A 21,369-nucleotide genomic window follows, 5' to 3' on the forward strand; every position below is an offset into this window, starting at 1 on the left:
GCGGGCGCGCATGCTGGATGGTTCATGGATGGGCGAGATCGAAGGTCAGGTCGAGCGCTCCGGCATCGCATGCGCCAGCCGGAATCGTCGTCATGACGGGTTGAAGTTCGCGCGCGTCGCCATCGCGTCCCGAAGGGCGCCTGTCCGAAGCGACGACGCTAGACGGACGATGCGACAGGCATCGCCGCCCATCGTGATTCGCTCACCGGGGAGCGTCAATGCGCACGCGCAGCCTGTTCCGTACGTCGGAACGTCTGCATCGCGCGTTTTGGTCCGGTACGCGGTGCGCGTCATGCGCGGTGCGCTCGGCGTGGCGCATCCGGCTTCCGAAGTACGGAATCGTCGCCTGCACGCTATTGACGCTGCGCCCGTCGAACCGACACTGTTGACGCTACCGCGTGGCGTGTCGCCGTCGAAGGCGCTGCCCTGTTCGACCGAGACGGCGCGGTGCCGGAACGAACGGGCCGACCTGGCTCATTGCAGGACTCAGACCATGCAGAAGCAACGAATCGAGGATCACGGATCGAGCATGACGGTCGCGCGTGCGCGCGCGAGAGAAAACGCCAACGCGGAAGATGCCGCGCTGTGGCGATGGTTCGCCGCGCTGCTCGACGAGCGGCGGATCCGCTGGTGTCACAGCGGGCGCGGGTGGCTCGTGAGCGTCGACCATCGTCACGTCGCCACCGGCACGCAGTTCGATCAGGCGATGCGCATTGCCAAGGAAAACGTCGAGAGCAGCGGCACGCGCCGTCTCGACGCGACGTCGAAGTCCGACCGATCGCGAAGAAAGATTCACCTCGTGAAGTAACGACGCTTCGATCCTGCCGGCACATCGTCGCGCCATGAATCGGCACGCCCTCCCACACCTGTACGCGATCGATCTCGACCGTCATCGCGATCGAACCATCGCCCTGCGGCTTTACCCTTAAGGGTCTCCACGCTGTTCGCCACACATCGCGCAGCACCTCTTTCACTGCACGGAATCGGATTGCCCGATCGATTGACGGTGATATCGGCCACGCATCTAATCGATCGAACGTTGCGGCAAGCGGGTGTTCGTTGTTCAGTCAATTAGTTTTCCGGATCAATTGATTGGTCGCACCGGTCGCGACGTCACGATACGACCATTCAGAAGAAACTTTGGAGACAGTCAATGAAAAGGACGATTGCGCTTTGCGCAGCGGTGGGTTGCGTCGGCGGTACGGCACATGCGCAGAGCAGCGTGCAGTTGTACGGGATTATCGACGAAGGGGTCAACTACGTCAGCAACGCGTCCGGCCATCATTTGTATAGCCTCGCGAGCGGCGTGCTGAACGGCAGCCGCTGGGGGCTGCGCGTGAAGGAGGACCTCGGCGGCGGCTACGGCGCGCTCGCGGTGCTGGAGAACGGCTTCGATCTCAATACCGGCAAGCTCGGCCAGGGCGGCCTCGAATTCGGCCGGCAAGCGTATGTCGGCCTGTCCGGCCCGTACGGCACCGTCACGCTCGGCCGTCAGTACGATTCCGTCGTCGATTCGGTCGGCCTGCTCGAAGCGGGCGATCAGTGGGGCGGCTATCTCGCCGCCCACCCGTCCGACAACGACAACTTCAACAACACCAATCGCGTCAACAACGCGATCAAGTACACGAGCCCGGTCTTTCACGGCTTGACGGCGACCGCGCTGTACTCGCTGGGCGGCGTGTCGGGGCATACGGGCCGCAACCAGATCTGGTCGGCCGGCGCCAGCTACACGAACGGCCCGCTGTCGATGGGCGCGGGCTACCTCAACGTGCGCAACCCGAACACGTCGTTCTATGGCGCGGGCGGGACCGTCGCCGCGACCGTCAACGGCGTACCGGGCTCGAACTTCGGCGCGTCGCCGATCATTTCGGGTTATGCGTCGGCTCATACGTTGCAGGTGATCGGCACGGGCGCGGCCTACACGATCGGCTCACTGACGGTCGGCGCGACCTATTCGAACACGCAGTTCCGCCATCTCGGCGATACCACGTCGGGCCCCGTGCCGGCCGGCGGTATCAGCGGCACCGCGAAGTTCAACAATGCCGAACTGAACGTGAAATACCAGATCACGCCGGCCTTCGTCGTCGGCGCGAACTACGTGTACACGAAGAACAGCGGGGCCGATGCGACCGGCGGTGCACACTACAACCAGGCATCGTTCGGCGCCGACTACTTCCTGTCGAAACGCACGGACGTCTACCTCGTCGGCACCTATCAGCGCGCGAGCGGGACCGATTCGACCGGACGCAGCGCGGTCGCGTCGATCAACCAGCTGACGCCGTCGACCTCCAATCATCAGATCGCGCTGCGCGTCGCGATGCGGCACAAGTTCTGATGCGCCGCGACGACTTCGGTCGTCGTATCGAAGCGTCGCGCCGCACGCATCCGCCGGAGACCTCGCGGTGGATGCGTGCGGCGCGTCCGCCTTTCGTTTACCGCGACGGCGCCCCGCAATCGGCCGGCGCAGCCGGCTCGCCCGCTACAGATCCAGCACCAGCCGCGCCGATTTCGAGCGGGAGCAGCACGGCATGAACTGATCGTTCGCTGCGCGCTCCTCGGCTGTGAGGCAATGGTCGAAATGCTCGGGCTCACCCGCGAGCACGCGCGTCGCGCAGGTTCCGCACAGGCCCTGCTCGCACGAGGTCTCGATCTCGATGCCGGCTTTCGCGAGCGCCCGCACGACCGATTCGTGCTTCTCGACGACGATCACGCGGCCCGAACTCGCGATCTGCACTTCGAACCGGCCGTCGTGTTCCGTTTGCCGCGCTTCGGCCGCGAAAAACTCGTAATGCAGTTGCGCTTCCGGCCATCCGTTCGCACGCGCGGTCGTCAGCACGGCATCCATGAAGCCCTTCGGTCCGCATACATACAGATGCGTGCCGGGTTCGGGAACGGCGAGTCGCGCCGCGATATCGAAGCGCTGCTCGGCGGCTTCGTCGTCGAAATGAAACTGCGCGCGGCCCGCATAGGGCGCGCGCGCGATGTGGTCGAGAAACGCCGTGCGCGTGCGCGACCGCGTGCAGTAATGCATGTCGAACGACGCGTCGATGCGCGCGAGCCGTTCCGCCATGCAGAGGATCGGCGTCACGCCGATGCCGCCTGCGAGCAGCAGGCTGTGCTTCGCGTCATGCGCGAGCGGGAAATGGTTCTTCGGCGCGCTGATCGTCAGCGTGTCGCCGATCTTCACGCGATCGTGCATGCCGGCCGACCCGCCGCGCGAGTTCGGATCGCGCAGCACGGCAATCCGGTATCGGTGGCTTTCGTCGGGTGCATTGCACAGCGAGTACTGGCGCGTCGGGCCGCCGGGCACGGCCACGTCGATATGCGCGCCGGCCGAGAACGGCGGCAGCGGCCGGCCGTCCGCGCGAACCAGCTCGAAACTGCAGATGTCGGCGGCTTCGTCGTGCCTCGCCGCGACGCGGACCGTCAGTCCGTCGATCATGTTCGTCCCCTCCTCCCTTCGATGGGGGCGATTACAGGGGCGAGGCCGACGTGTGTCAATTCGGCGCGTTTCGACGTTCCGTACTTCGGGGAACCGAACGGCTCGCGACCAGCGATGCGTCCGGGGGCATACGCACTCACGCGTGTGCCGGTCCGAGCGCCCGCGGCCAAGTCACGCGCAGACAACGCGATTCCGTACGATCGCGCAACAAATGCGAACGCTGCAGCATGGTCCGTGCGACGGCGGCTGCTTAAGATCGGCACGCGACGCCTTCCGCCGGCGCTGCGCTGGCCGCTTGCCGTTTGCGGCTCGCTGCACGGAACGAACGATCGCGACGCGCCGACAGAATCGACCCAACAAGGCAAGGAGACATCATGCAGATCACGCTGGACGGCAAGCTTGCCGTCGTAACGGGCGCCGCGCAGGGCATCGGCCATGCGATCGCGAAGCGGCTCGCGCAGTGCGGCGCCGAGGTCGTCGTCAACGATCTCGACGAGCGACGGATCGCCGCCGCCGTCGACGCGATCCGGGCCGCGATTCCCGGCGCAGCGGTGCGCGGCGCGGCCGCCGACCTGTCGTCGGCCGCCGGCTGCAATCGCCTCGTCGAACAGGTGCCACACTGCGACATCCTCGTGAACAACGCGGCGATCTACGAGACCGCCGATTTCTTCGAGATCCCGGACGCAACCTGGCAGAAGTATTTCGAGCTCAACATCATGTCGGGCGTCCGGCTGTCGCGGGCTTACCTGCCGAACATGGGCGCGCGCGACTGGGGACGCGTCGTGTTCATCAGCTCCGAGTGCGGGATCAGCACGCCGCCCGACATGCTGCATTACGCGGTGACCAAGACGGCACTGCTCGGCCTGTCGCGCGGCCTCGCGAAACGCATGTCGGGCACCGGCGTCACGGTGAACGCGGTCCTGCCAGGCCCGACGCTCAGCGAAGGCGTCGTGGATTTCCTCGAAGCGGAGATCCGCCGCACCGGCAAGACGATCGAGGAACAAGGCGCGGAACTCGTCAAGGCGCTGCGTCCGTCGTCGATCACGCGGCGCTTCGCGTCGGTCGACGAAGTGGCGAACCTCGTGCTCTACACGTGCTCGCCGCTCGCGTCGGCGACGACGGGCGCCGCGCTGCGGGCGGACGGCGGCGTTGCCGACACGCCGATCTGAGCGGCGGGCAGCCGTTGCGGCTGCTCAAGAACGGGCACGACGCACGCGCGACCGCAACGCCATCGCGCCGCACGCCCTGCACGCTTACACGAACCACGCACGACCTGACCGGAGTACCGAATGTCGAACGCTTCACAACACGCGACGACCGATGACACCTCCTTGCGCCGCTACGAGCACCTCTATATCGACGGCGCCTGGGTGAAGCCGATCGACGGCGAACTGGTCGAAAGCATCGATCCGGCCACCGGCCGGCCCTGGGCGATCGCGCCGATGGGCGGCCCGCAGGACATCGATCGCGCCGTCGCCGCGGCGCGCGCCGCCTTCGGCCCGTGGCGCCGCACGCCGGGACACGAACGCGCGGCGCTGCTGCGGCGCCTCGCGGAGCGCTTCAGCGCGGCGGTCCCCGAACTGGCAATCATCGAATCGCGCGACAACGGCAATCTCGTGCGCGAGCATCGCGCGAGTCTGACGGCGCAGGTGCAGTGGTATCAGTGGTTCGCGTCGCTGGCGGACAAGGCGCAAGGCACGACCATCCCGATCGACGACAGCGTCCATGCATTCACGACGCGCGTGCCGATCGGCGTGGTGGGCGCGATCATCCCGTGGAATGCGCCGCTGCTAGCCACCTGCCTGAAGATCGGCGCCGCACTCGCGGCCGGCTGCACGGTCGTCGTCAAGCCCGCCGAGCAAACGCCCGTGTCGGCGCTCGAGCTTGCGCGCCTCGTCCACGAAGCGGGCTTTCCGCCGGGCGTGTTCAACGTCGTGCCCGGTTACGGGCGCACGGCTGGCGCGCGTCTGGTCCAGCATCCAGATGTCGACAAGATCTCGTTCACGGGCGCGAGTCAGACCGCCAAACAAATGGTTCGCGACGGCGCCGACAACCTGAAGCGCTTCACGTTCGAACTCGGCGGCAAGGCGCCGCATATCCTGTTCGCGGACGCCGACCTCGACAACGCGATCAACGCCGCCACCGCATCGGCATGGCGGCTGACCGGGCAAAGCTGCGCGCTCGGCTCGCGCGTACTCGTCGAGCGGTCGATCTACGATCGCGTCGTCGACGCGTTCTGCGCACGCGCGAAGTCGGTGCGCGTCGGCATGCCGTCGGTCGACACGAATCACATGGGCCCGCAGTCGCATCAGGCGCAGTTGGACAAGACTCTGTCGTACATTGAGATCGGCAAGCAGGACGGCGCGGAACTCGTCGCCGGCGGCCATCGTATCGCTACGCCCGAACTCGCGGCCGGCTATTTCGTCGAGCCGACCGTGTTCGCCGGCGTCACGAACCGCATGCGCGTCGCGCGCGACGAGATCTTCGGCCCGGTGGCCTCGCTGATTCCGTTCGATGGCGAAGACGAGGCCGTCGCGATCGCGAACGACACACCCTACGGGTTGACGGCAGGCTTGTGGACGCGCGACGTCGGCCGCGCGCATCGCGTGTCCAGCCGTATCGACGCGGGCATGGTGTGGGTCAATACCTACTCGTTCCTGCGGTGGTCGACGCCGTACGGCGGTTTCAAGGCCAGCGGCTGGGGTCGCGAATACGGGATCGACGCGCTTGCCCCTTATCTGGAAACCCGCACGACGGTGATCAGTACCACCGGGCAGTTTCCGAACCTGTATACGGACTGAACGGGTGATGTTTCGGCGATGCGCGGACTCACCGTCGGCGCATCGCTTTGGCGCCACCCGTTCGGATCACCGCCCCCGCCTCACGCGACGAGTTTCTTCCCCATCGCCTGAAGTTCCTCGAGGATATGAGCCGGCGTTGTTCGATACGCGCCGATCACGGCCTCCGACTTGGTCAGGCCGAGGCTTCGGCGCAGGTCGACCATCGCTTCGGCCAATTTCACCATCGCCGCCGGCCCCATGATGACCGGCACGCCCGTATCGCGCACCTCGCGATAGCCGGCCAGCCCCAGCAACGCGCCGCCGGGGTTGCAGCCGCACAGAACGGTATCGGCACCGTCGCGCACGCAGGCCTGGGCCGCCTCGTCGAACGTCTCGATCCAGCGCTCGGGCCGCCCCTTCGCCGCGTCGACGATCGCCAGCCAGCACGACGGATCGAGCGCGCGCACCGGCCGGTCGCGAATCGCGCGATCCGTCCAGCCGTGCTGGCGGATATGCGCTTCGAACGGCTCGATGAACGACGGCGCGATCGTCACCCAGGCGAACCGCTTGCCGACCAGCTGCGCCATCAGCATCGTCGATTCCGCTCCGCCAAGTACCGGCATCCTGACCGTCTGCCGGCATTCCTGCGAATATGCGTCGATGATGCAGACGCCGGCCAGCGCCGCATCGAATCCTTCCCGCTCGGCATCGACGACGCGGTTGACGACCTGCACCTTCGTGACCGCGCGCGGGTAGATCAGGTTGTTCGCAAACGAATGCGGCGCATCCTCCATGTAGCGCAGCGTGATCTCGGTATCGGGCCGGGCAACCTGATGCGCAAACTTCAGCATCGCCGCGTAGGTTTCGGTAACGCCCTCGAAGTCCGCATCGTTTGAGCGGTTTTCGGCCTGCCACAGTATTCTCATTCCCATCGTTCCCCTCCTTTTCACCGCACTGGACAGCTGAAATCCGGCCGACCTACGCGAGCGCATCCTTCATCGTCGCGGCATTCGACCATTTGACGACCTGCTCGAGCGAATGCCGGCACAGGACCTCGCTCTCGTTGAAATGAACGAAGGGCTTCGCGCCCGACGCCATCCCGACCTGCATGCTCTCGATGTTGCCGAGATCCTCGAGCATCGAATCGGTGATCTGCGACGTAAAGTGCTCGAGTTGCAGCCGATCGCGCACGGTAGCGGCCTTCTTGTAATAGAAGCGTGCTTCCCAGACGGTCGTCGATGCCGAGGTCGGCCAGAACTCGTGCGTCCAGAACTGGTTCGCGGAAATCTGCAGATGCCAGTTCGGAAAGAACCAGTTGACGTCGCTGGCCCAGTTCGCATCCTTGGTCGGATTCACGTGCTTGTGCTCCACGACCGCGTTGGTCTGCCCCGCCTTGCGCGTGCCCGTCACCGAGTGGTCGGCCGAAAACAGCCATTTCGCAACCTTCGAATCGGCAAACGGTTGCGCGAGCGGGTTCAGCCACAACGACATCGAGCGGTGCGGGCCATGAAGCCGCACGCTGATCGGGCGCCCGAACGGGTTGGCCGGCCCGGTGTAGAACGGTGCCAGTGTCCTGGGATGAATCGACGCGACGTGGTAGGCCTCGCTGAAGTTTTCGGCGACGGCCTTCCAGTTCGCCTTGAACTCGCCGCGCAGCACGATCGGATGATCGGGATGCTGGTATGCGATGCCTGCCAGCGCGTCGGCCACCGGCCCGAGGAATTCCCGCAGCGTGACTTCCGGCTCCGGCGCCACGTTGATGAAGATCCAGCCCTCCCAGATCTCCAGCGCGACCGGCGTCAGCCCGCATTTTTTTCGGTCGAGGCCGAAGAAACCGGCTTCGTCGGGAACGTTCGCGAGCGCGCCGGCATTGTCGTAGCTCCAGCTGTGATAGCGGCAGACGAAGCGCTTCGCGTTGCCGGACGCGCGATGTTCGACGATGTTCGCGCGATGCGCACAGACATTGTGGAACGCACGGACTTTGCCGTCCGACGCGCGCGCGACGATGATCGACGCATCGACGACCGCGAGGTCCTTCACGAAGAAATCGCCGGGATTCGGAATGCGCTCGACGCGCCCGACCAGGAGCCATGCGCGTCGGAAAATCTGCTTGCGTTCGAGTTCGAACTGCGCCGCGTCCGTATAGAGCGCGGTGGGCATCGCGTCGGTGCCGAGGCCGACGGCGCGCGTCAGGCCAGGATTGAAATCGGTCGGATGATTCATGCTGACTCCTGCTGATAAATGAGGGCCGTCCACTGCGATGGACGATCGGTCGCTTCTCAACCGTGCGGCTGAAAGCCGGTTACGATCCGCAGCGCATGCTCGGCCGGCGCGTGGCGAATACTCGGCGCCTCGTGCATCTCCACGGCGACCGACGCGTGGCACAGCGACAACAGCAAACGAAACAGGTTGTTCGCCGGTGCCGGCATGTCGTCGAGCGGAAACTGCTCGAGATAGCGTGTCGCCTCTTCCGCGCGCGAGAACATCGCGTCGTAGAAGCGGACGATCTCGGCGTAAGGCATCGCCGCGCGCCGGATCCATCGCTCGTGCGAGGTGGGCGCGTTCCAGTCGGCGAGGAACGGGGCGAGTTCCTCGAAGCCTTGCGGCAAACACTGCGATTCATCGGTTGCACGATCGGTCATTCGGTGTCTCCTTCTTCATTTTGAGAATTGAATCGGTATCCGAATCGTTAGGCATGTTGCTTGTCGCGAGCGATGCGGTCCGTCACGACCGCCCGCTTCGCCGGCGAACTACACCCTCACCCGCCGATGTTTTCCTTGAAGACCGGGCTGACCGTGCCGAAGCTGGAGAACTTCAGATACGTCGTTTTCCATGCCCCGGCGATCCTCGCGAACCGGAATGCGTAGGTTCCCGAAAGCAGCTGCAGCACGCCGTCGTCGGTTTGCCGGTAATAGATCACGTCGGTGGCCGCCGTCGCGCGATCGCCATCGATCTCGATCAGCGGATTGGTGATGTGATGGTGGCACTTCGGCACCTCGCGCCAGACCTTGTGGACCAGTTGCCGGATTCCGTCGATGCCGGCCGTCTGTCCGCGCGGCAGCTCATAGATGCCGTCGTCGGCCCAGATGCTCGTGAAGAGGGTCTCGTCGTGCTTGTCGATGCCGTGACAGTATTTCGACATCAGGGTGCGGATCGCGTCGGTATCGACGAGTCGCCGCAGTGCCGCGTCGAGGCTGGAATCGCTGGAGGTCATGCCGGTTGTCTCCCGTTATAGGCTGATGCGTGCCCGGACAGGGACCGGGCACGGTTCCCGATCCTCGTGCTTGCGTTGCGAAGCACGACGATCTAGATCGGACACAGCATCATGTTATTTTTGCCCGGCCGCCCGGACCTATCGCCGCCGTGCGCTTCTGTTTCGAGATCGTACGGATCTGCTGCGCGCGCCTGACGGCGATACTGCGTCGGCGAGCAACACATGGTTCGCTTGAAGGCCGTGCAAAACGCGCTTTCGGATTCGTAGCCGAGCGAGAACGCGATCGATGCGATGGTCTCGTGCCCGGCGCGCAGCCGATCGGCCGCGATCAGCATTCGCCAGCGCGTCAGGTAGTGGATCGTGGTCGCGCCGACGAGGCGCTTGAAGCGCTGCGCGAAGACGGTTCGGGACAGCCCAGCGATGCGCGCCAGTTCGTCGAGCGTCCAGTGGCGCGCGGGCTCCGCGTGGATCGCACTGATGGCCGCGCCGATCCGCCGGTCGGACAGCGCCATGAACCATCCGGCCGGCGTGGCCGCCAGATGAAGGCGCAGCACCTGCACGAGCATCAGGTGCAGCAGATGGTTCGACACCAGCGCGCCGCCCGGCCGCGGGTCGCGCAGTTCGGCGGTCAGCTGGTCGAGCGACCAGCGCAGCACCTCGGCCTGGCTCGACGCGCGCGGCACGCTGACGAGCGGAGGCAGCGCATCGAACGGCAGCGCGGCATGGTCGCCCGAAAATGCGAAGAATCCGCTGATCAGCAGCACGTCGCCGCCGCCGCCGTGCACCGCGATGCCGTCGCGCGCGACCGCATCCATGATCGCCGTCGAGTCCTGCGGCTCGAGCGCGAGGTCGGTCGACAACACGATGCTGCGCCGACTGTTCAGCAGGAAACAATCGCCCTTTTCGAAGCGAACCGGCTGCGCGACGCCTTCGATCACGGCCCAGCATGCACCCCGCAGCACGGCGGCGAACTTGATTCCCTCATATTCCGGAAACGCGAACGACCACTCGCCCGCCGCGTCGAGTCCCGCATAGAACTGGCTGTGCGGTTTCAGTCGCGCAAGCACATCCGAGAGCGAGTCCATAGGCCATCCATCCGTGAACGATGCCTGGCGCACCGTCCATCGGACCACGGCGGACCCGCATCGTCTGTCTCCTGGTCAAACGGTCCGGTCCTGGCCGTTGCGACGCTGAATATGTTCTGGTGTCCGCCGGCGATGAGCGACCCTCGTCCGGAGGCGGTCGCGGCGCGGGGGGCGATGCCGGTAACGGCGTCGCACACGCGCCGGACTCGATCTGAGCCAGCCTCGCTCCACCGCGAACGCAAGTCAATTCTTGCGACGAATTCGTTCCGTACTGTGGATGCCGCGCGCGAACCGGGAACGCTCGGACACGCCGGCCGTCACTGCAAACGGCTGCAGACGTTCAGATACCAGAGCAGCAATTCGCGTGGCTGCCGATCGACAGTCGCTCGTACAAACGCTTCCGGTACGTGACGACGGTCTCCGTACCGATGCCGAGATCGGCGGCGATCCCGGCCGCCGACGCGCGCGGATACTCGCGTGCGAGCGGCGAAACCTCGCTCGAGATCGAGCAGGCGACGTCGCCGAGGACTTCACACACGAGCGCCTTCAGACGGATCTCGTGGGCGGGATTCACGTATGAATTGAGCAGGCAGATCGACACGCCCGTGACGCCGCAGCGCTTGAGCACCTCGAGTTCCTCGCGCGCCTGCGCTTCGTCGAGCGGAAACAGCACCGAGCCGTCAGCAAGAATCCGCTCGCGGATGCCGCGACGCAAATAACGCGGCACCAGCGGGCGCGTCGCGTCGCCGAAACTGCGGCGCCAGCGCGGATCGAGAATCGCCGACGCGGGACGCCAGACCCGCCCCATGTCGAGAATGTCGCGATGGCCTTCGGTGGTCAGGAATCCGATCTTCGGCAGCCGGCGCGTGATGACGGCGTTCAGGCCGTGCGTGCTCGCGTGGTTGAAGGCCCGGGCGTCGGCCACGTTCAATTCCCGCGCGCCGGCCAGAATCGGCTTCGTCACGTCGTCGTAGTCCGTCGAAATTTTCGCGGTCTCGATGCGGCCGTCCCGCAGCGAAACCACGTCGGTAAAGGTACCGCCTGCGTCGATGGCAATCATCCGGGTTCGCTCCTACAAGGTGTCGGACAGCAGACGCAGCACGGGGCCGAGCCGCGACACCGGCTCGCGCCGCATCGAATGCAGGCACGCCTGGCAATTCACGACGTCGAACCAGCCGCCTTCCGAATGCACGGGATAGCGCGCGAGCAGCGTCGATTCGCACGCGGGACAGTTACCGTCCACCGGCGTGCGTTCGAGATGCAGCGCAGGGCTTGTCACTCGCGTTGAAGTCATGAGGTCCTCGCCGGTTGCTCGGCGATGCGGGCTCCATGCCGGGGGTGGCACGACATGCTGGATGTCATGGGATGTCTCCTATCGGTTTCGATCCATTTCGTCGCGCTCTTTGCATGTGCGACGGAACCGATGATAGGAACGGCACGCGCCGCCGGGCATCACCTTCCGAGGGGACAGACTGCCGTTCATTGTCAAGCCAGGGTTACACGTGTAGTAACCGGCCCGCGCTTCACAAGCGGCGAGCCGTTCGTACAATACCGGGGCACCCTATTTCGACCTAACCACTGTTAGAATGCCGACATGACTCACCATCGGCAGGCTCCAGGGGCATGGCAAAACGACCGAAGTCTAACTCCGTCAATCCGTGCGAGACGCGCGAATCGCTGATCCGTTTTGCCGCGCGTACGTTCGGGATGCAGGGCTATTCGGCCACGACGATGCGCAATATCGCCGATCAGGCCGGTATAGAGGCCGCGAGCATCTACTACCACTTTTCGTCGAAGGAAGAACTGGTCGAGGCAGTGATGGAGCAAGGCGCGGCGCACATCGTCCATCACCTGAACGAGCGCCTCGACGCGCTCGGCCCCGATGCAACGGCCGAACAACGGTTCCGCGCCGCCGTGCTCGGCCAGATGCGAGGCCTCGTCACGCATGGCGATTTCGCCGTCGCACACGGTCGTCTGCTCGGCCAGTTGCCCGACACGATCCGCGAGCGGCAGGTCATCAGGCGCGAGCATCACCAGACGCTCTGGAACGGGCTGCTGGAAGACCTGCGCGCCGAAGGCCGCCTGTGCGAAGACGTGGACATCGCGCTGGCGCGGATCCACATCCTCGGCAGCATCAATTCGATCCAGTCGTGGTTCAACCCGCAAAAAGGCTCGCTGGAACGGATCGCCGACCAACTCTGCACGATGTTCCTCTACGGCGTGGGACCGTCGTCGCGGCCCTGATTACGCCACGCTGCACCGCACCGGACACCGCCACACGCCGCCCTCGCGCATGTGGCCGGCGTGCCCCGCGACGCATCACAGCGATCCGATCTCGGTATAAACCCCAATGACAGTCCCAGCATTTGCGCATCAAACTAACTACCAATAGTTAGGTAAAGCCTAACGGTAAAGCAGCCAATCCCATCAACAGGCCGAGACAGCCATGACGACGCAGATGAAACCGATCCGTTCCTTCCTTTTCGTTCCGGGCAACAAGCCGACCTGGATCGAGAAGTCCATCCAGTCCGGGGCCGACGCGCTGATCCTCGATCTCGAGGACAGCGTGCCGCCGGCCCAGAAAGTCGAGGCGCGCGAGATCGTCCGCTCCAAGCTGGCCTGGTTGGCCGAGCAGCAGCAGCGCATCTGGGTGCGCATCAACCGCAGCGCGCACCTGTACGACTTCGACGACATCCTCGCGATCGCGAACCCGGTGGTCGAGGGCATCGTGATCTCGAAGCCGTGCGGGCCGGAGGACATCCATACCGTCGCGTCGATGCTGGCCGAAGCCGAGTACCGCGCCGGCATCGACGTCGGTCACACGAAGGTAATTCCGCTGCTGGAAACCGCCCGCTCGCTACAGCTTGCGTATGAAATCGCGCAGCACGAACGCGTGCCGGCGATCGTCGGCGCGACTGCGAAGAACGCCGACGTGGCGCGCGCGCTGAAGACCGTCTGGTCGCTCGAAGGGCGCGAAACCCAGTTCCTGAAGTCGCGCATCGTGATGGCCGCGCGCGCCGCCGGCAAGCTGCCGATCGGCGGTGTGTGGCAGCAGGTGCACGACCTCGACGGGCTCAAGGTCTCGTCGGCGAATGACCGCCAGCTCGGCATGAGTGGCGAGCTGGTGCTGCATCCATCGAACGTCGAGATCGTCAACCGCACCTACAGCCCGACCGAAGAAGAAGTCGCGTTCTACCAGGGCATGATCGACGCGCTCGACAAGGCTCAGGCGGAAGGCCGCGCGTCGTGCATCTATGACGGCGAGCACATCGACATCGCCCACGCGAAAACGGCACGCGAAATCATCGCGCTCGCGCAGTCGTTCAACCGCTGAACACCCACCCGAATACGTCAGGAGACACAAAATGGCAGGCCTCTACTTCGAAGAATTCAAGCCCGGCATGGTGATCGAGCATGCGATCCGCCGCACGGTGACCGAGACCGACAACGTGCTGTTCTCGGCGATGACCTACAACTGCGCGCCGCTGCACATCGATGCCGAATACAGCAAGAACACGATGTACGGCCAGCGCCTCGTGAACAGCATGTTCCTGCTCGCGCTGGTGGCCGGCATCACCGTGTACGAGACCACGCTCGGCACGACGCTCGGCAATCTCGGCTTCGGCGAGATCGCGTTCCCGAAGCCGACCTTCCACGGCGACACGATCCGCGTCGAGACGGAGATCGTCGACACGCGCCTGTCGAAGAGCCGCAAGGATTCGGGCATCGTCACCTTCAAGCACGTCGCGCGCAACCAGCGTGACGAGATCGTCTGCACAGCGGTGCGCACGGGCTTGATGATGCTGCGCCCTACCGCCCAGGCTTGATCTCGTTCCCGCAGGAGATTCGGAAATGGACTATCAATTGAGTGCCGACCAGGTCGCGATCGTCGATGCGGCGCAGAAGATCTGCGCGGACTTCCCGCTCGAATACTGGCGGAACAAGGACAAGAACCACGAATTCCCGCACGAATTCTTCGCAGCCGTCGCGAGCGGCGGCTGGCTCGGCATCTGCATGCCGGAGGATGTCGGCGGCGCTAACCTGGGCGTGACGGAGGCGGCGCTGTTCATGCGCACGGTCGCCGAATGTGGCGGACAGGCGGCGGCGTCGACCATCCATATGAACATTTTCGGGCTGCAGCCGGTCGTGCACTTCGGCACGGACGAGCAAAAGAAGGCGTGGCTGCCGCCGTTCGCGCGCGGCGAGCACAAGGCCTGCTTCGCGGTCACCGAGCCGGACACCGGTCTGGACACGACCAAGCTGAAGGTGGTCGCGAAGAAGCAACCCGACGGCAGTTACCTGCTGTCGGGCAAAAAGGTCTTCATCTCGACCGCGCAGGTGGCCGATCATATGCTGATCCTCGCGCGCACCACGCCGATCGAGGAAGTGAAGAAGCACAGCGAGGGCCTGAGCCTGTTCTACACGAAGCTCGATCGCAAGTACGTCGATATCCGCGAGATCGACAAGCTCGGCCGCGCGGCCGTCGATACCAACGAGCTGTTCATCGACGACATGCCGGTGTCGAAGGACGCGCTGATCGGCGAGGAAGGCAAGGGTCTGAGCTACATCTTCCACGGCATGAACGCGGAGCGCGTGCTGGTGGCGGCCGAGCAGATCGGCATCGGACGCGCGGTACTCAAGCTCGCGACGCAGTATGCGAAGGAGCGCGTCGTGTTCGGCCGCCCGATCGGCCAGAACCAGGGCGTGCAGCATCCGCTCGCGCGCAACTGGGCGGAACTCGAAGCGGCGAATCACATGATCTTCGCGGCCGCGGACCTCTACGACAAGGGGCTGCCGTGCGGCTCGGAAGCGAACGCGGCGAAGCTGCTGGCATCCGAGGCGTGCATGAACGCGTGCCAGACGTCGATTCTCACGCACGGCGGCTTCGGCTACGCGAAGGAGTATCACGTCGAGCGCTTCATGCGCGAGGCGTGGATCGGCTACATTGCCCCTGTCACCCCGCAACTCATTCTGTCGAACATTGCCGAGCGCAAGCTCGGCTTGCCGAAATCGTACTGAAGCCGGCCATTCGCCGGCGTTTCCCGAAACCGGAAGCGCCGGCCGTCGAACCGGCATAAAGCAATGTCTGCGGGCCGCGCCCCGGTCGCGCGCCCGCCTCAGGAGACAAGCATGTCAGCTGCAAGACCGTTGGAAGGGATCCGCGTACTCGATCTGACCGTGGCCCTGGCCGGACCCTATGGATCGCTGCTGCTGGGCGGCATGGGTGCGGAAGTCATCCGGATCGAATCGCCCGGCGGGGGCGACATCGCGCGCAACAATCCGCCGTACGTCGGCAAGAACGGCGTGCACTTCGGCGTCAAGGGCGACGACGAGGTGTCGCTGACCGTCCTCAATCGCGCGCGCAACAAGAAAAGCATCACGCTCGACCTGAAATCGGCGCAGGGCAAGGCGCTGTTCATGGCTCTGGTCAAGGAATCGGACGTCGTCATCGAGAATGCCAGCGAAGGCGTCACCGCACGACTGGGCGTCGACTACGACAGCGTGCGCGAAGTCAATCCAAAGATCATTTATGCGTCGATCAAGGCGTTCGGCGAACCGAGCCCGTACAAGAACCTGAAGGGCATGGACATCATCGTGCAGGCGCTGTCGGGGATCATGGACGTGACAGGCTTCGCCGACGGCCCGCCGACGCGCTCCGGCCTGCCGATCGCCGACCTGATCGCGCCGCTGTACGCGGTCAACGGCATCCTCGCCGCGCTGATCCACCGCGGCCGCACCGGCGTGGGCCAGTGCGTGCAGGTGTCGATGCTCGACTGCCTGTCGTCGCTGGTGGCCGAAGAGCACTTCGACGTGTTCCTCAAGCACGGCTATTCGAAGCGCTCGGGCAATTTCCAGGATCGCCTCGTGCCGTTCGGCGTCTACGGCACGCGCGACGGCCACGTCGCGATGGTGGCGTTCCAGCCGGACTGGTTCCGCAACCTGATGGAAGCCGTGGGCCGCCCCGAGATGGTCACGGACCCGCGCTACGCGACGCGCGGCCCGCGCATGAAGCATGCGGCCGAGATCAACGCGATCATCGAGGCGTGGACGAGCCGGCACAGCACCGCGGAAGTCGTCGAGGAACTGCAGGTTCGGCGCGGCGTGCCGGCCGCGCCCGTGCGCTCGCCGCTCGACGTGCTGAAGGACCCGGTGCTGCAGGAACGCGGCGCGGTGGTACGGCTCGAGCACCCGGGGCTCGCCGACGTCGACGCGATGGGCATGGGCCTGCCGATCAAGCTGTCGCAGACGCCCGTGCAGTTCGACCAGCCGGCGCAGGAACTCGGCGCCGCCAACGACGAGATCTATCGCGGGCTGCTGAAGCTGCCCGAGGATCGCCTGCAACAACTGCGCGACGAGGGAGTGATCTGACCATGTCCGCTGCACCATCCCGCCACGGCCCGCTCGCCGGCGTCCGGATCGTCGAGATCGCCGGCATCGGCCCCGGCCCGCTGGCCGCGATGTTCCTCGCCGATCTCGGCGCGACCGTGATCCGCGTGGACCGCAAGGAACCGTCGGGGCTCGGCGCGCCGCGCCCCGTCGAATTCGACCTCGGCCTGCGCAACCGCAAGTCGGTGCGCGTCGACCTGAAGGATCCCGCCGCCGTCGAGATGGTGCTCGAACTGATCGAGCAAGCCGACGGCCTGATCGAGGGCTTTCGCCCCGGCGTGATGGAGCGCCTCGGCCTCGGCCCCGAGCCGTGCCTCGCGCGCAATCCGCGCCTCGTGTACGGGCGCGTGACCGGATGGGGGCAGGACGGCCCGCTGTCGCAGGTGGCCGGGCACGACCTGAACTACATCTCGGTCACCGGCGCGCTGCATGCGATGGGCCGCGCCGGGCAGGCGCCGACGCCGCCGCTGAACGTGCTCGGCGACTATGCGGGCGGCTCGCTCTACCTCGCCTTCGGGCTGCTCGCCGGCATCCTCGAAGCGCGCGGCTCGGGGCGCGGCCAGGTCGTGGATGCGGCGATGGTCGACGGCGTCGCGTCGATCATGACGGTGACGATGGGCCTGCATGCGGCCGGCATGCTCGACAAGGCGCGCGGCACGAACCTGCTCGACACCGGCGCGCCGTTCTACGAGGTATATGCGTGCGCCGACGGCAAGTACGTGAGCGTCGGGCCCATCGAGGGCAAGTTCTACCGGCTGCTGCTCGAACAGCTGGGGCTGCAGGACCATCCTGCGCTGCAGGCGCAGATGGACCGCGCGCAATGGCCGGAAGCAAAGCAGGTACTCGCCGCGAAATTCCGCGAGCGCACGCGCGACGAGTGGGCGCAGTTGCTCGGCCATCTCGACGTGTGCGTGGCGCCCGTGCTCGACTTCGACGAAGCGCCGCACCATCCGCACGTGAAGGCGCGCGGCACCTTCGTCGAGCTCGACGGCGTCACGCATCCGGCGCCCGGCCCGCGTTTTTCGCGCACGCCGGCCGCGCGGCCCGAACCGCCCGCAGCGCCGACGACCGACAACGCGATCGCCGCGCTGCGCGACTGGCTGCCCGACGCGCGCATCGAGGCGTTGCACGCGCAGCAGACGTTCATCTGACGTGGACGAGCAGCGCCGGCGCGCTGCTCGCCGCCGTTTTCCGCCCGCGCCCGTCGCGCCTCGCAGCGCGCGGGCCGGGCACTGGCAAGGACTGAAGACATGACATCGCCCTCTCCCGAACTCGTCGCGCTCGATCGCCTGACGAGCGGCCGTTCCACCTGCCGCGCGTATCGGCACATCGCGCTGGATCCCGAACTGATCCGCAGCATCGTCGGCATGGCCGGCCGCTCGGCGTCGTGGTGCAACGTGCAGCCGTGGCAATTGGTCGTCACCGAAACGCCGGAAAGCACCGAGCGCTTTCGGCAGGCACTGATGCAGCGCGTCGCCGACCATCCGGACAACGAATCGGACCTGCCGTTCCCGCCGAGCTACGAAGGCATCTATCGCGAACGCCGGCGCGGCGCGGGCCTCGCGCTCTACTCGGCGCTCGGCATCGGGCCGAAGGACAGCGAGCGCAGTGCCGAGCAGGCCTTGCGCAACTTCCGCCTGTTCGACGCGCCGCACGTCGCGATCGTCACGGTGCCGGCCGAGCTCGGCCCGTATGCGCTCGTCGACGCGGGCGGCTTCGTGTCGTCGTTCCTGATCGCGGCCTATGCGCATGGCGTGGCAACCACGCCGCAAGGCGCGCTGGCGCGCCATGCGCGTTTCGTGCGCGAGTATTTCGACATTCCGGACACGCAGCACATGATCTGCGGCATCTCGTTCGGCTATGCGGAAGACGCGCATCCGGTGAACCAGTTCCGCACCACGCGTGCCGCCGTCGACGATCTGCTGCGCTTCGCGTGAGACGGCCGCGCGCGTATTGCGCGGTCGCCGCGCCGAGCGCATCGTATGCGAGGACAAGGAGACATCGAAGATGGCCGAACGCATTCATGAACTGCTCGATCGCTGGCTAGCCGAGGCGCCCGCGCGCCCGTTCATCCATCTGCCCGACCGCAGCCTCAGCTATGCGGATCTCGGCGCGCTGGCCGACCGGCTCGAAGGCGAGCTGCGCGCCGACGGCGTACGCCGCGGCGACCGCGTGCTGGTCGTCGCCGAGAACTGCCCCGAACATGCGGCGCTGCTAATCGCATGCAGCCGGCTCGGCGCATGGTCGTGCGGCGTCAATGCGCGCATGGCGCCGGGCGAAGTCGACGCGTTCGCCGCCAAGGCCGACGCGCGCGTGCTGTATTTCACGTCGGGCGTTTCGCCGGCGGCCGCGACGCACGCGGCGCGGCACGACGCGCGCCCGTCGTGCGTGAGCGGCCTCGCACGCAGCGCCGTGCGTGCGGCCGCGCAGCCGGAACCGGAGCCGCTCGCGAGCGACGTGGCGGCCATCATCTTCACGTCGGGGACCACCGGCGCGCCCAAGGGCGTGATGATGACGCACCGCGGCGTGCTGCATTTCGCGCGCGTATCGGCCGAATCGCGCGCGCTCGGGCCCGACGACCGCGTCTACGCGTATGCGCCGATGACGCACATCTTCGGCCTCGGCACTGTGTTGCTCGCGTCGCTGCATGCGGGCGCGGCGCTCGAAATGCGCGCGCAGTTCGAGCCGGCGGAACTGTTCGACGCGCTCGCACGGCGGCGCGTGAGCCAGGTGCAAGGGCCGCCGATGCTGTTCTCGCGGCTGCTGCGGCATTGCGCGGAACATCGCATCGCGCGTCCCGACGCACCCTGCCTGCGCTATCTGTACGCCGGCGCGGGGCCGCTCGACCTCGCGCTCAAACAGCAGGTCGAGGCGCTGTTCGGGCAGACGCTGCATCACGGCTACGGGCTGTCGGAATACGCGGGCTCGCTGCATGCGACGCGCCTCGGCGAAGCGCGCGCCGATACGAGCGCGGGCTATGCGTTCCCGGGCGCCGAGCTGCGCATCGTCGATCCGGTCGACGGCCGTCCGCTGCCGGCCGGCGAGCGCGGCGAAATCTGGCTGCGCGGCGTCGGCCTGATGCCCGGCTATTTCCGCGACCCGCAGGCCACGGCCGCCGTGATGCGCGACGGCGGCTGGTACGCGTCGGGCGACCTCGGCGAGCTGCGCGACGACGGCGCGCTGTTTATCGTCGGCCGGCTCAAGGAGATGATCATCCGCTCCGGGTTCAACGTGTATCCGGGCGAAGTCGAACAGGCGCTGAACCGCTTCCCGGGCATCCGCAACTCGGCCGTCGTCGGCCAGCGCGAAGCGGACGGCAACGAGGCCGTCGTCGCGTTCGTCGAACTGGATGGCGACCGGCCGCTCGACGAAACCGCGCTGCGCCGGTATCTGCGCGAGCAGCTGGCACCGTACAAGCACCCGGGCCGCATCATTGCCATCGACGCACTGCCGTTCAACAGCAACGGCAAGCTGATGCGGCGGCAGCTGCTGGAACGGCTGTAGGCCGCGGCCGTACTACCCGAGCCAGCGCGCATCGGGCCACTGGCCCTCGTCGAACGTCGCCTTCACGCAGTCGAGCAGCACGCCGACCACGCAGCGCACCGGCGCGGTGGCCTGCCGGCTGCTCGGCGCCGCCAGCACGATCGTGCGCTTGATGCCGGGCGACGCGAGCGGCGCCGCGCTCAGCGTGCCCTGCTCGACTTCCCGCGTGACGCCGACGGCCGGCAGGATCGTCCAGCCGTGCCCTTGCGCGACCAGATCCTTCTGCACGCTGAGTGCATTGGTTTCGGTGACGACCCGCAGCGTCACGTCGGCCTCGGCCGCCGCGTGCTCGATCGCGGCACGCAGGCCCTGCGGCGCGGACGGCAGGATGAACGGTTCGCTCGCGACACGCGACAGCGCCAGCGGCCGCTTGCGCGACAGCCCGACCGACGGCGCGGCCACCGCCCACAGGCTTTCCTCGATCAGCGCCTTCACGTGCAGCGCGGGCGTTTCCTTCTGCCCGTACAACAGCGCGGCATCCACGTCGCCGGCCTCGAGCCAGTCCTGCAGGTGGCCCGCATAGCCGATCGTGAGCCGCAGCCTGATATGCGGGTAACGGCTGGCGACCTCGCTCGCCAGTCGCGTCGCGAGGAGATCCGAGGTGCTGGCCAGCAGACCGATGCTGACGATGCCGGCGACCGGCCCGTCGGTGGGCTGAATCTCGGCTTTCGCGCGCGCGACCTCGTTGAGGATGCGCCGCGCGTATTCGAGCATCGTCTTGCCCGCCGGCGTCAGCTGCATCCCGTGGCGGCCGCGCTCGAACAGCTCGGTGCCCATGTCTTCTTCGAGCAGGCGCAGCTGGCGCGATACGGCCGGCTGCACGAGATTGAGCAGGCTCGACGCACGCGTGACATTGCCGGTTTCGGCCACGGTGACGAAGGCGCGCAGTTGCTTCAGGTCCATCGCAAGAGTCCTCGA

Annotated in this window: 21 protein-coding genes; 12 read left to right on the forward strand and 9 right to left on the reverse strand. The window is 66.4% G+C overall.

Translation table 11 applies throughout. From position 1 onward, the window contains the following. The first annotated feature begins 28 nt into the window (after positions 1-28). Complete coding sequence (locus HWY45_RS36885; RefSeq protein WP_230946899.1) at positions 29-808, forward strand: hypothetical protein; 780 nt, start codon at positions 29-31, stop codon at positions 806-808. Between the two features lie 345 nt (positions 809-1,153). Further along, entirely contained in the window at positions 1,154-2,335 is a 1,182-nt protein-coding gene (locus HWY45_RS19080) for a porin (RefSeq protein ID WP_059686400.1), read from the forward strand. Between the two features lie 144 nt (positions 2,336-2,479). On the opposite strand, the gene HWY45_RS19085 is transcribed toward HWY45_RS19080, so the two are convergent. Continuing rightward, positions 2,480-3,442, reverse strand: a complete 963-nt coding sequence (locus HWY45_RS19085; protein ID WP_059686398.1) for a PDR/VanB family oxidoreductase — start codon at positions 3,440-3,442, stop codon at positions 2,480-2,482. A gap of 374 nt (positions 3,443-3,816) precedes the next feature. Between HWY45_RS19085 and HWY45_RS19090 the strand changes: the two genes are divergently transcribed. Then, positions 3,817-4,611: an SDR family NAD(P)-dependent oxidoreductase gene (locus tag HWY45_RS19090; protein WP_059686396.1), complete on the forward strand. Its 795-nt coding sequence runs from the start codon at positions 3,817-3,819 to the stop codon at positions 4,609-4,611. Positions 4,612-4,731: 120 nt separating this feature from the next. Next, on the forward strand, positions 4,732-6,243 hold the full coding sequence (locus HWY45_RS19095) for an aldehyde dehydrogenase (protein WP_059881699.1): 1,512 nt from the start codon (positions 4,732-4,734) through the stop codon (positions 6,241-6,243). Positions 6,244-6,323: 80 nt separating this feature from the next. On the opposite strand, the gene HWY45_RS19100 is transcribed toward HWY45_RS19095, so the two are convergent. The 7 genes from HWY45_RS19100 to HWY45_RS19130 form a co-directional block, all read right to left on the reverse strand. Continuing rightward, positions 6,324-7,154, reverse strand: coding sequence for an aspartate/glutamate racemase family protein (locus HWY45_RS19100; RefSeq protein ID WP_060131810.1), 831 nt, complete (start codon positions 7,152-7,154; stop codon positions 6,324-6,326). A gap of 46 nt (positions 7,155-7,200) precedes the next feature. Continuing rightward, positions 7,201-8,445, reverse strand: coding sequence for an aromatic ring-hydroxylating oxygenase subunit alpha (locus tag HWY45_RS19105; protein ID WP_059686390.1), 1,245 nt, complete (start codon positions 8,443-8,445; stop codon positions 7,201-7,203). A 56-nt stretch (positions 8,446-8,501) separates the two neighbouring features. Further along, the gene (locus HWY45_RS19110) at positions 8,502-8,864 is read right to left on the reverse strand and encodes a hypothetical protein (RefSeq protein ID WP_059686388.1); all 363 of its coding nucleotides are present in this window, start codon (positions 8,862-8,864) and stop codon (positions 8,502-8,504) included. A 116-nt stretch (positions 8,865-8,980) separates the two neighbouring features. Next, on the reverse strand, positions 8,981-9,436 hold the full coding sequence (locus HWY45_RS19115) for a nuclear transport factor 2 family protein (protein ID WP_059686386.1): 456 nt from the start codon (positions 9,434-9,436) through the stop codon (positions 8,981-8,983). Between the two features lie 92 nt (positions 9,437-9,528). Then, the gene (locus HWY45_RS19120; protein ID WP_081064738.1) at positions 9,529-10,521 is read right to left on the reverse strand and encodes an AraC family transcriptional regulator; all 993 of its coding nucleotides are present in this window, start codon (positions 10,519-10,521) and stop codon (positions 9,529-9,531) included. 340 nt (positions 10,522-10,861) lie between these two features. Next, positions 10,862-11,581 (reverse strand): hydantoinase/oxoprolinase N-terminal domain-containing protein, encoded by a 720-nt coding sequence (locus HWY45_RS19125; protein ID WP_059686384.1) that lies wholly within the window; start codon positions 11,579-11,581, stop codon positions 10,862-10,864. 12 nt (positions 11,582-11,593) lie between these two features. Continuing rightward, on the reverse strand, positions 11,594-11,815 hold the full coding sequence (locus tag HWY45_RS19130) for a hypothetical protein (RefSeq protein WP_063803084.1): 222 nt from the start codon (positions 11,813-11,815) through the stop codon (positions 11,594-11,596). A gap of 329 nt (positions 11,816-12,144) precedes the next feature. Here HWY45_RS19130 and HWY45_RS19135 point away from each other — a divergent pair, with 329 nt between their 5' ends. The 8 genes from HWY45_RS19135 (at position 12,145) to HWY45_RS19170 (ending at position 20,412) form a co-directional block, all read left to right on the forward strand. Then, positions 12,145-12,765, forward strand: a complete 621-nt coding sequence (locus HWY45_RS19135) for a TetR/AcrR family transcriptional regulator (protein ID WP_059686381.1) — start codon at positions 12,145-12,147, stop codon at positions 12,763-12,765. A gap of 202 nt (positions 12,766-12,967) precedes the next feature. Next, positions 12,968-13,855, forward strand: a complete 888-nt coding sequence (locus HWY45_RS19140; RefSeq protein WP_059881693.1) for an HpcH/HpaI aldolase/citrate lyase family protein — start codon at positions 12,968-12,970, stop codon at positions 13,853-13,855. A gap of 31 nt (positions 13,856-13,886) precedes the next feature. Next, positions 13,887-14,348, forward strand: a complete 462-nt coding sequence (locus HWY45_RS19145) for a MaoC family dehydratase (RefSeq protein ID WP_059686377.1) — start codon at positions 13,887-13,889, stop codon at positions 14,346-14,348. A gap of 25 nt (positions 14,349-14,373) precedes the next feature. After that, positions 14,374-15,540: an acyl-CoA dehydrogenase family protein gene (locus HWY45_RS19150; RefSeq protein WP_059686376.1), complete on the forward strand. Its 1,167-nt coding sequence runs from the start codon at positions 14,374-14,376 to the stop codon at positions 15,538-15,540. 111 nt (positions 15,541-15,651) lie between these two features. Continuing rightward, the gene (locus tag HWY45_RS19155) at positions 15,652-16,890 is read left to right on the forward strand and encodes a CaiB/BaiF CoA transferase family protein (RefSeq protein ID WP_059686373.1); all 1,239 of its coding nucleotides are present in this window, start codon (positions 15,652-15,654) and stop codon (positions 16,888-16,890) included. 2 nt (positions 16,891-16,892) lie between these two features. Next, positions 16,893-18,059 (forward strand): CaiB/BaiF CoA transferase family protein, encoded by a 1,167-nt coding sequence (locus tag HWY45_RS19160; RefSeq protein ID WP_059686371.1) that lies wholly within the window; start codon positions 16,893-16,895, stop codon positions 18,057-18,059. A 99-nt stretch (positions 18,060-18,158) separates the two neighbouring features. Then, positions 18,159-18,845 (forward strand): nitroreductase family protein, encoded by a 687-nt coding sequence (locus HWY45_RS19165; protein WP_059686369.1) that lies wholly within the window; start codon positions 18,159-18,161, stop codon positions 18,843-18,845. Positions 18,846-18,915: 70 nt separating this feature from the next. After that, positions 18,916-20,412, forward strand: a complete 1,497-nt coding sequence (locus HWY45_RS19170; RefSeq protein WP_059881867.1) for a class I adenylate-forming enzyme family protein — start codon at positions 18,916-18,918, stop codon at positions 20,410-20,412. 12 nt (positions 20,413-20,424) lie between these two features. Here HWY45_RS19170 and HWY45_RS19175 read toward each other — a convergent pair whose 3' ends face one another. Continuing rightward, positions 20,425-21,354 carry a LysR family transcriptional regulator gene (locus tag HWY45_RS19175; RefSeq protein ID WP_035956489.1) on the reverse strand — a complete coding sequence of 310 codons (930 nt, stop codon included), beginning with the start codon at positions 21,352-21,354 and terminating at the stop codon, positions 20,425-20,427. Positions 21,355-21,369: the final 15 nt, after the last annotated feature.

This window comes from Burkholderia stagnalis, assembly GCF_902830275.1.
Taxonomy (GTDB): domain Bacteria; phylum Pseudomonadota; class Gammaproteobacteria; order Burkholderiales; family Burkholderiaceae; genus Burkholderia; species Burkholderia stagnalis.

Bases quoted from the DNA above. Each gene is read 5' to 3' on its own strand.
- HWY45_RS19130 (WP_063803084.1), bottom strand. From the start codon at position 11,815: ATGACTTCAACGCGAGTGACAAGCCCTGCGCTGCATCTCGAACGCACG.
- HWY45_RS19095 (WP_059881699.1), top strand. From the start codon at position 4,732: ATGTCGAACGCTTCACAACACGCGACGACCGATGACACCTCCTTGCGC.
- HWY45_RS19080 (WP_059686400.1), top strand. From the start codon at position 1,154: ATGAAAAGGACGATTGCGCTTTGCGCAGCGGTGGGTTGCGTCGGCGGT.
- HWY45_RS19085 (WP_059686398.1), bottom strand. From the start codon at position 3,442: ATGATCGACGGACTGACGGTCCGCGTCGCGGCGAGGCACGACGAAGCC.
- HWY45_RS19115 (WP_059686386.1), bottom strand. From the start codon at position 9,436: ATGACCTCCAGCGATTCCAGCCTCGACGCGGCACTGCGGCGACTCGTC.
- HWY45_RS36885 (WP_230946899.1), top strand. From the start codon at position 29: ATGGGCGAGATCGAAGGTCAGGTCGAGCGCTCCGGCATCGCATGCGCC.
- HWY45_RS19145 (WP_059686377.1), top strand. From the start codon at position 13,887: ATGGCAGGCCTCTACTTCGAAGAATTCAAGCCCGGCATGGTGATCGAG.
- HWY45_RS19135 (WP_059686381.1), top strand. From the start codon at position 12,145: ATGGCAAAACGACCGAAGTCTAACTCCGTCAATCCGTGCGAGACGCGC.
- HWY45_RS19090 (WP_059686396.1), top strand. From the start codon at position 3,817: ATGCAGATCACGCTGGACGGCAAGCTTGCCGTCGTAACGGGCGCCGCG.
- HWY45_RS19105 (WP_059686390.1), bottom strand. From the start codon at position 8,445: ATGAATCATCCGACCGATTTCAATCCTGGCCTGACGCGCGCCGTCGGC.
- HWY45_RS19110 (WP_059686388.1), bottom strand. From the start codon at position 8,864: ATGACCGATCGTGCAACCGATGAATCGCAGTGTTTGCCGCAAGGCTTC.
- HWY45_RS19170 (WP_059881867.1), top strand. From the start codon at position 18,916: ATGGCCGAACGCATTCATGAACTGCTCGATCGCTGGCTAGCCGAGGCG.
- HWY45_RS19155 (WP_059686373.1), top strand. From the start codon at position 15,652: ATGTCAGCTGCAAGACCGTTGGAAGGGATCCGCGTACTCGATCTGACC.
- HWY45_RS19165 (WP_059686369.1), top strand. From the start codon at position 18,159: ATGACATCGCCCTCTCCCGAACTCGTCGCGCTCGATCGCCTGACGAGC.
- HWY45_RS19120 (WP_081064738.1), bottom strand. From the start codon at position 10,521: ATGGACTCGCTCTCGGATGTGCTTGCGCGACTGAAACCGCACAGCCAG.
- HWY45_RS19100 (WP_060131810.1), bottom strand. From the start codon at position 7,154: ATGGGAATGAGAATACTGTGGCAGGCCGAAAACCGCTCAAACGATGCG.
- HWY45_RS19125 (WP_059686384.1), bottom strand. From the start codon at position 11,581: ATGATTGCCATCGACGCAGGCGGTACCTTTACCGACGTGGTTTCGCTG.
- HWY45_RS19160 (WP_059686371.1), top strand. From the start codon at position 16,893: ATGTCCGCTGCACCATCCCGCCACGGCCCGCTCGCCGGCGTCCGGATC.
- HWY45_RS19175 (WP_035956489.1), bottom strand. From the start codon at position 21,354: ATGGACCTGAAGCAACTGCGCGCCTTCGTCACCGTGGCCGAAACCGGC.
- HWY45_RS19140 (WP_059881693.1), top strand. From the start codon at position 12,968: ATGACGACGCAGATGAAACCGATCCGTTCCTTCCTTTTCGTTCCGGGC.
- HWY45_RS19150 (WP_059686376.1), top strand. From the start codon at position 14,374: ATGGACTATCAATTGAGTGCCGACCAGGTCGCGATCGTCGATGCGGCG.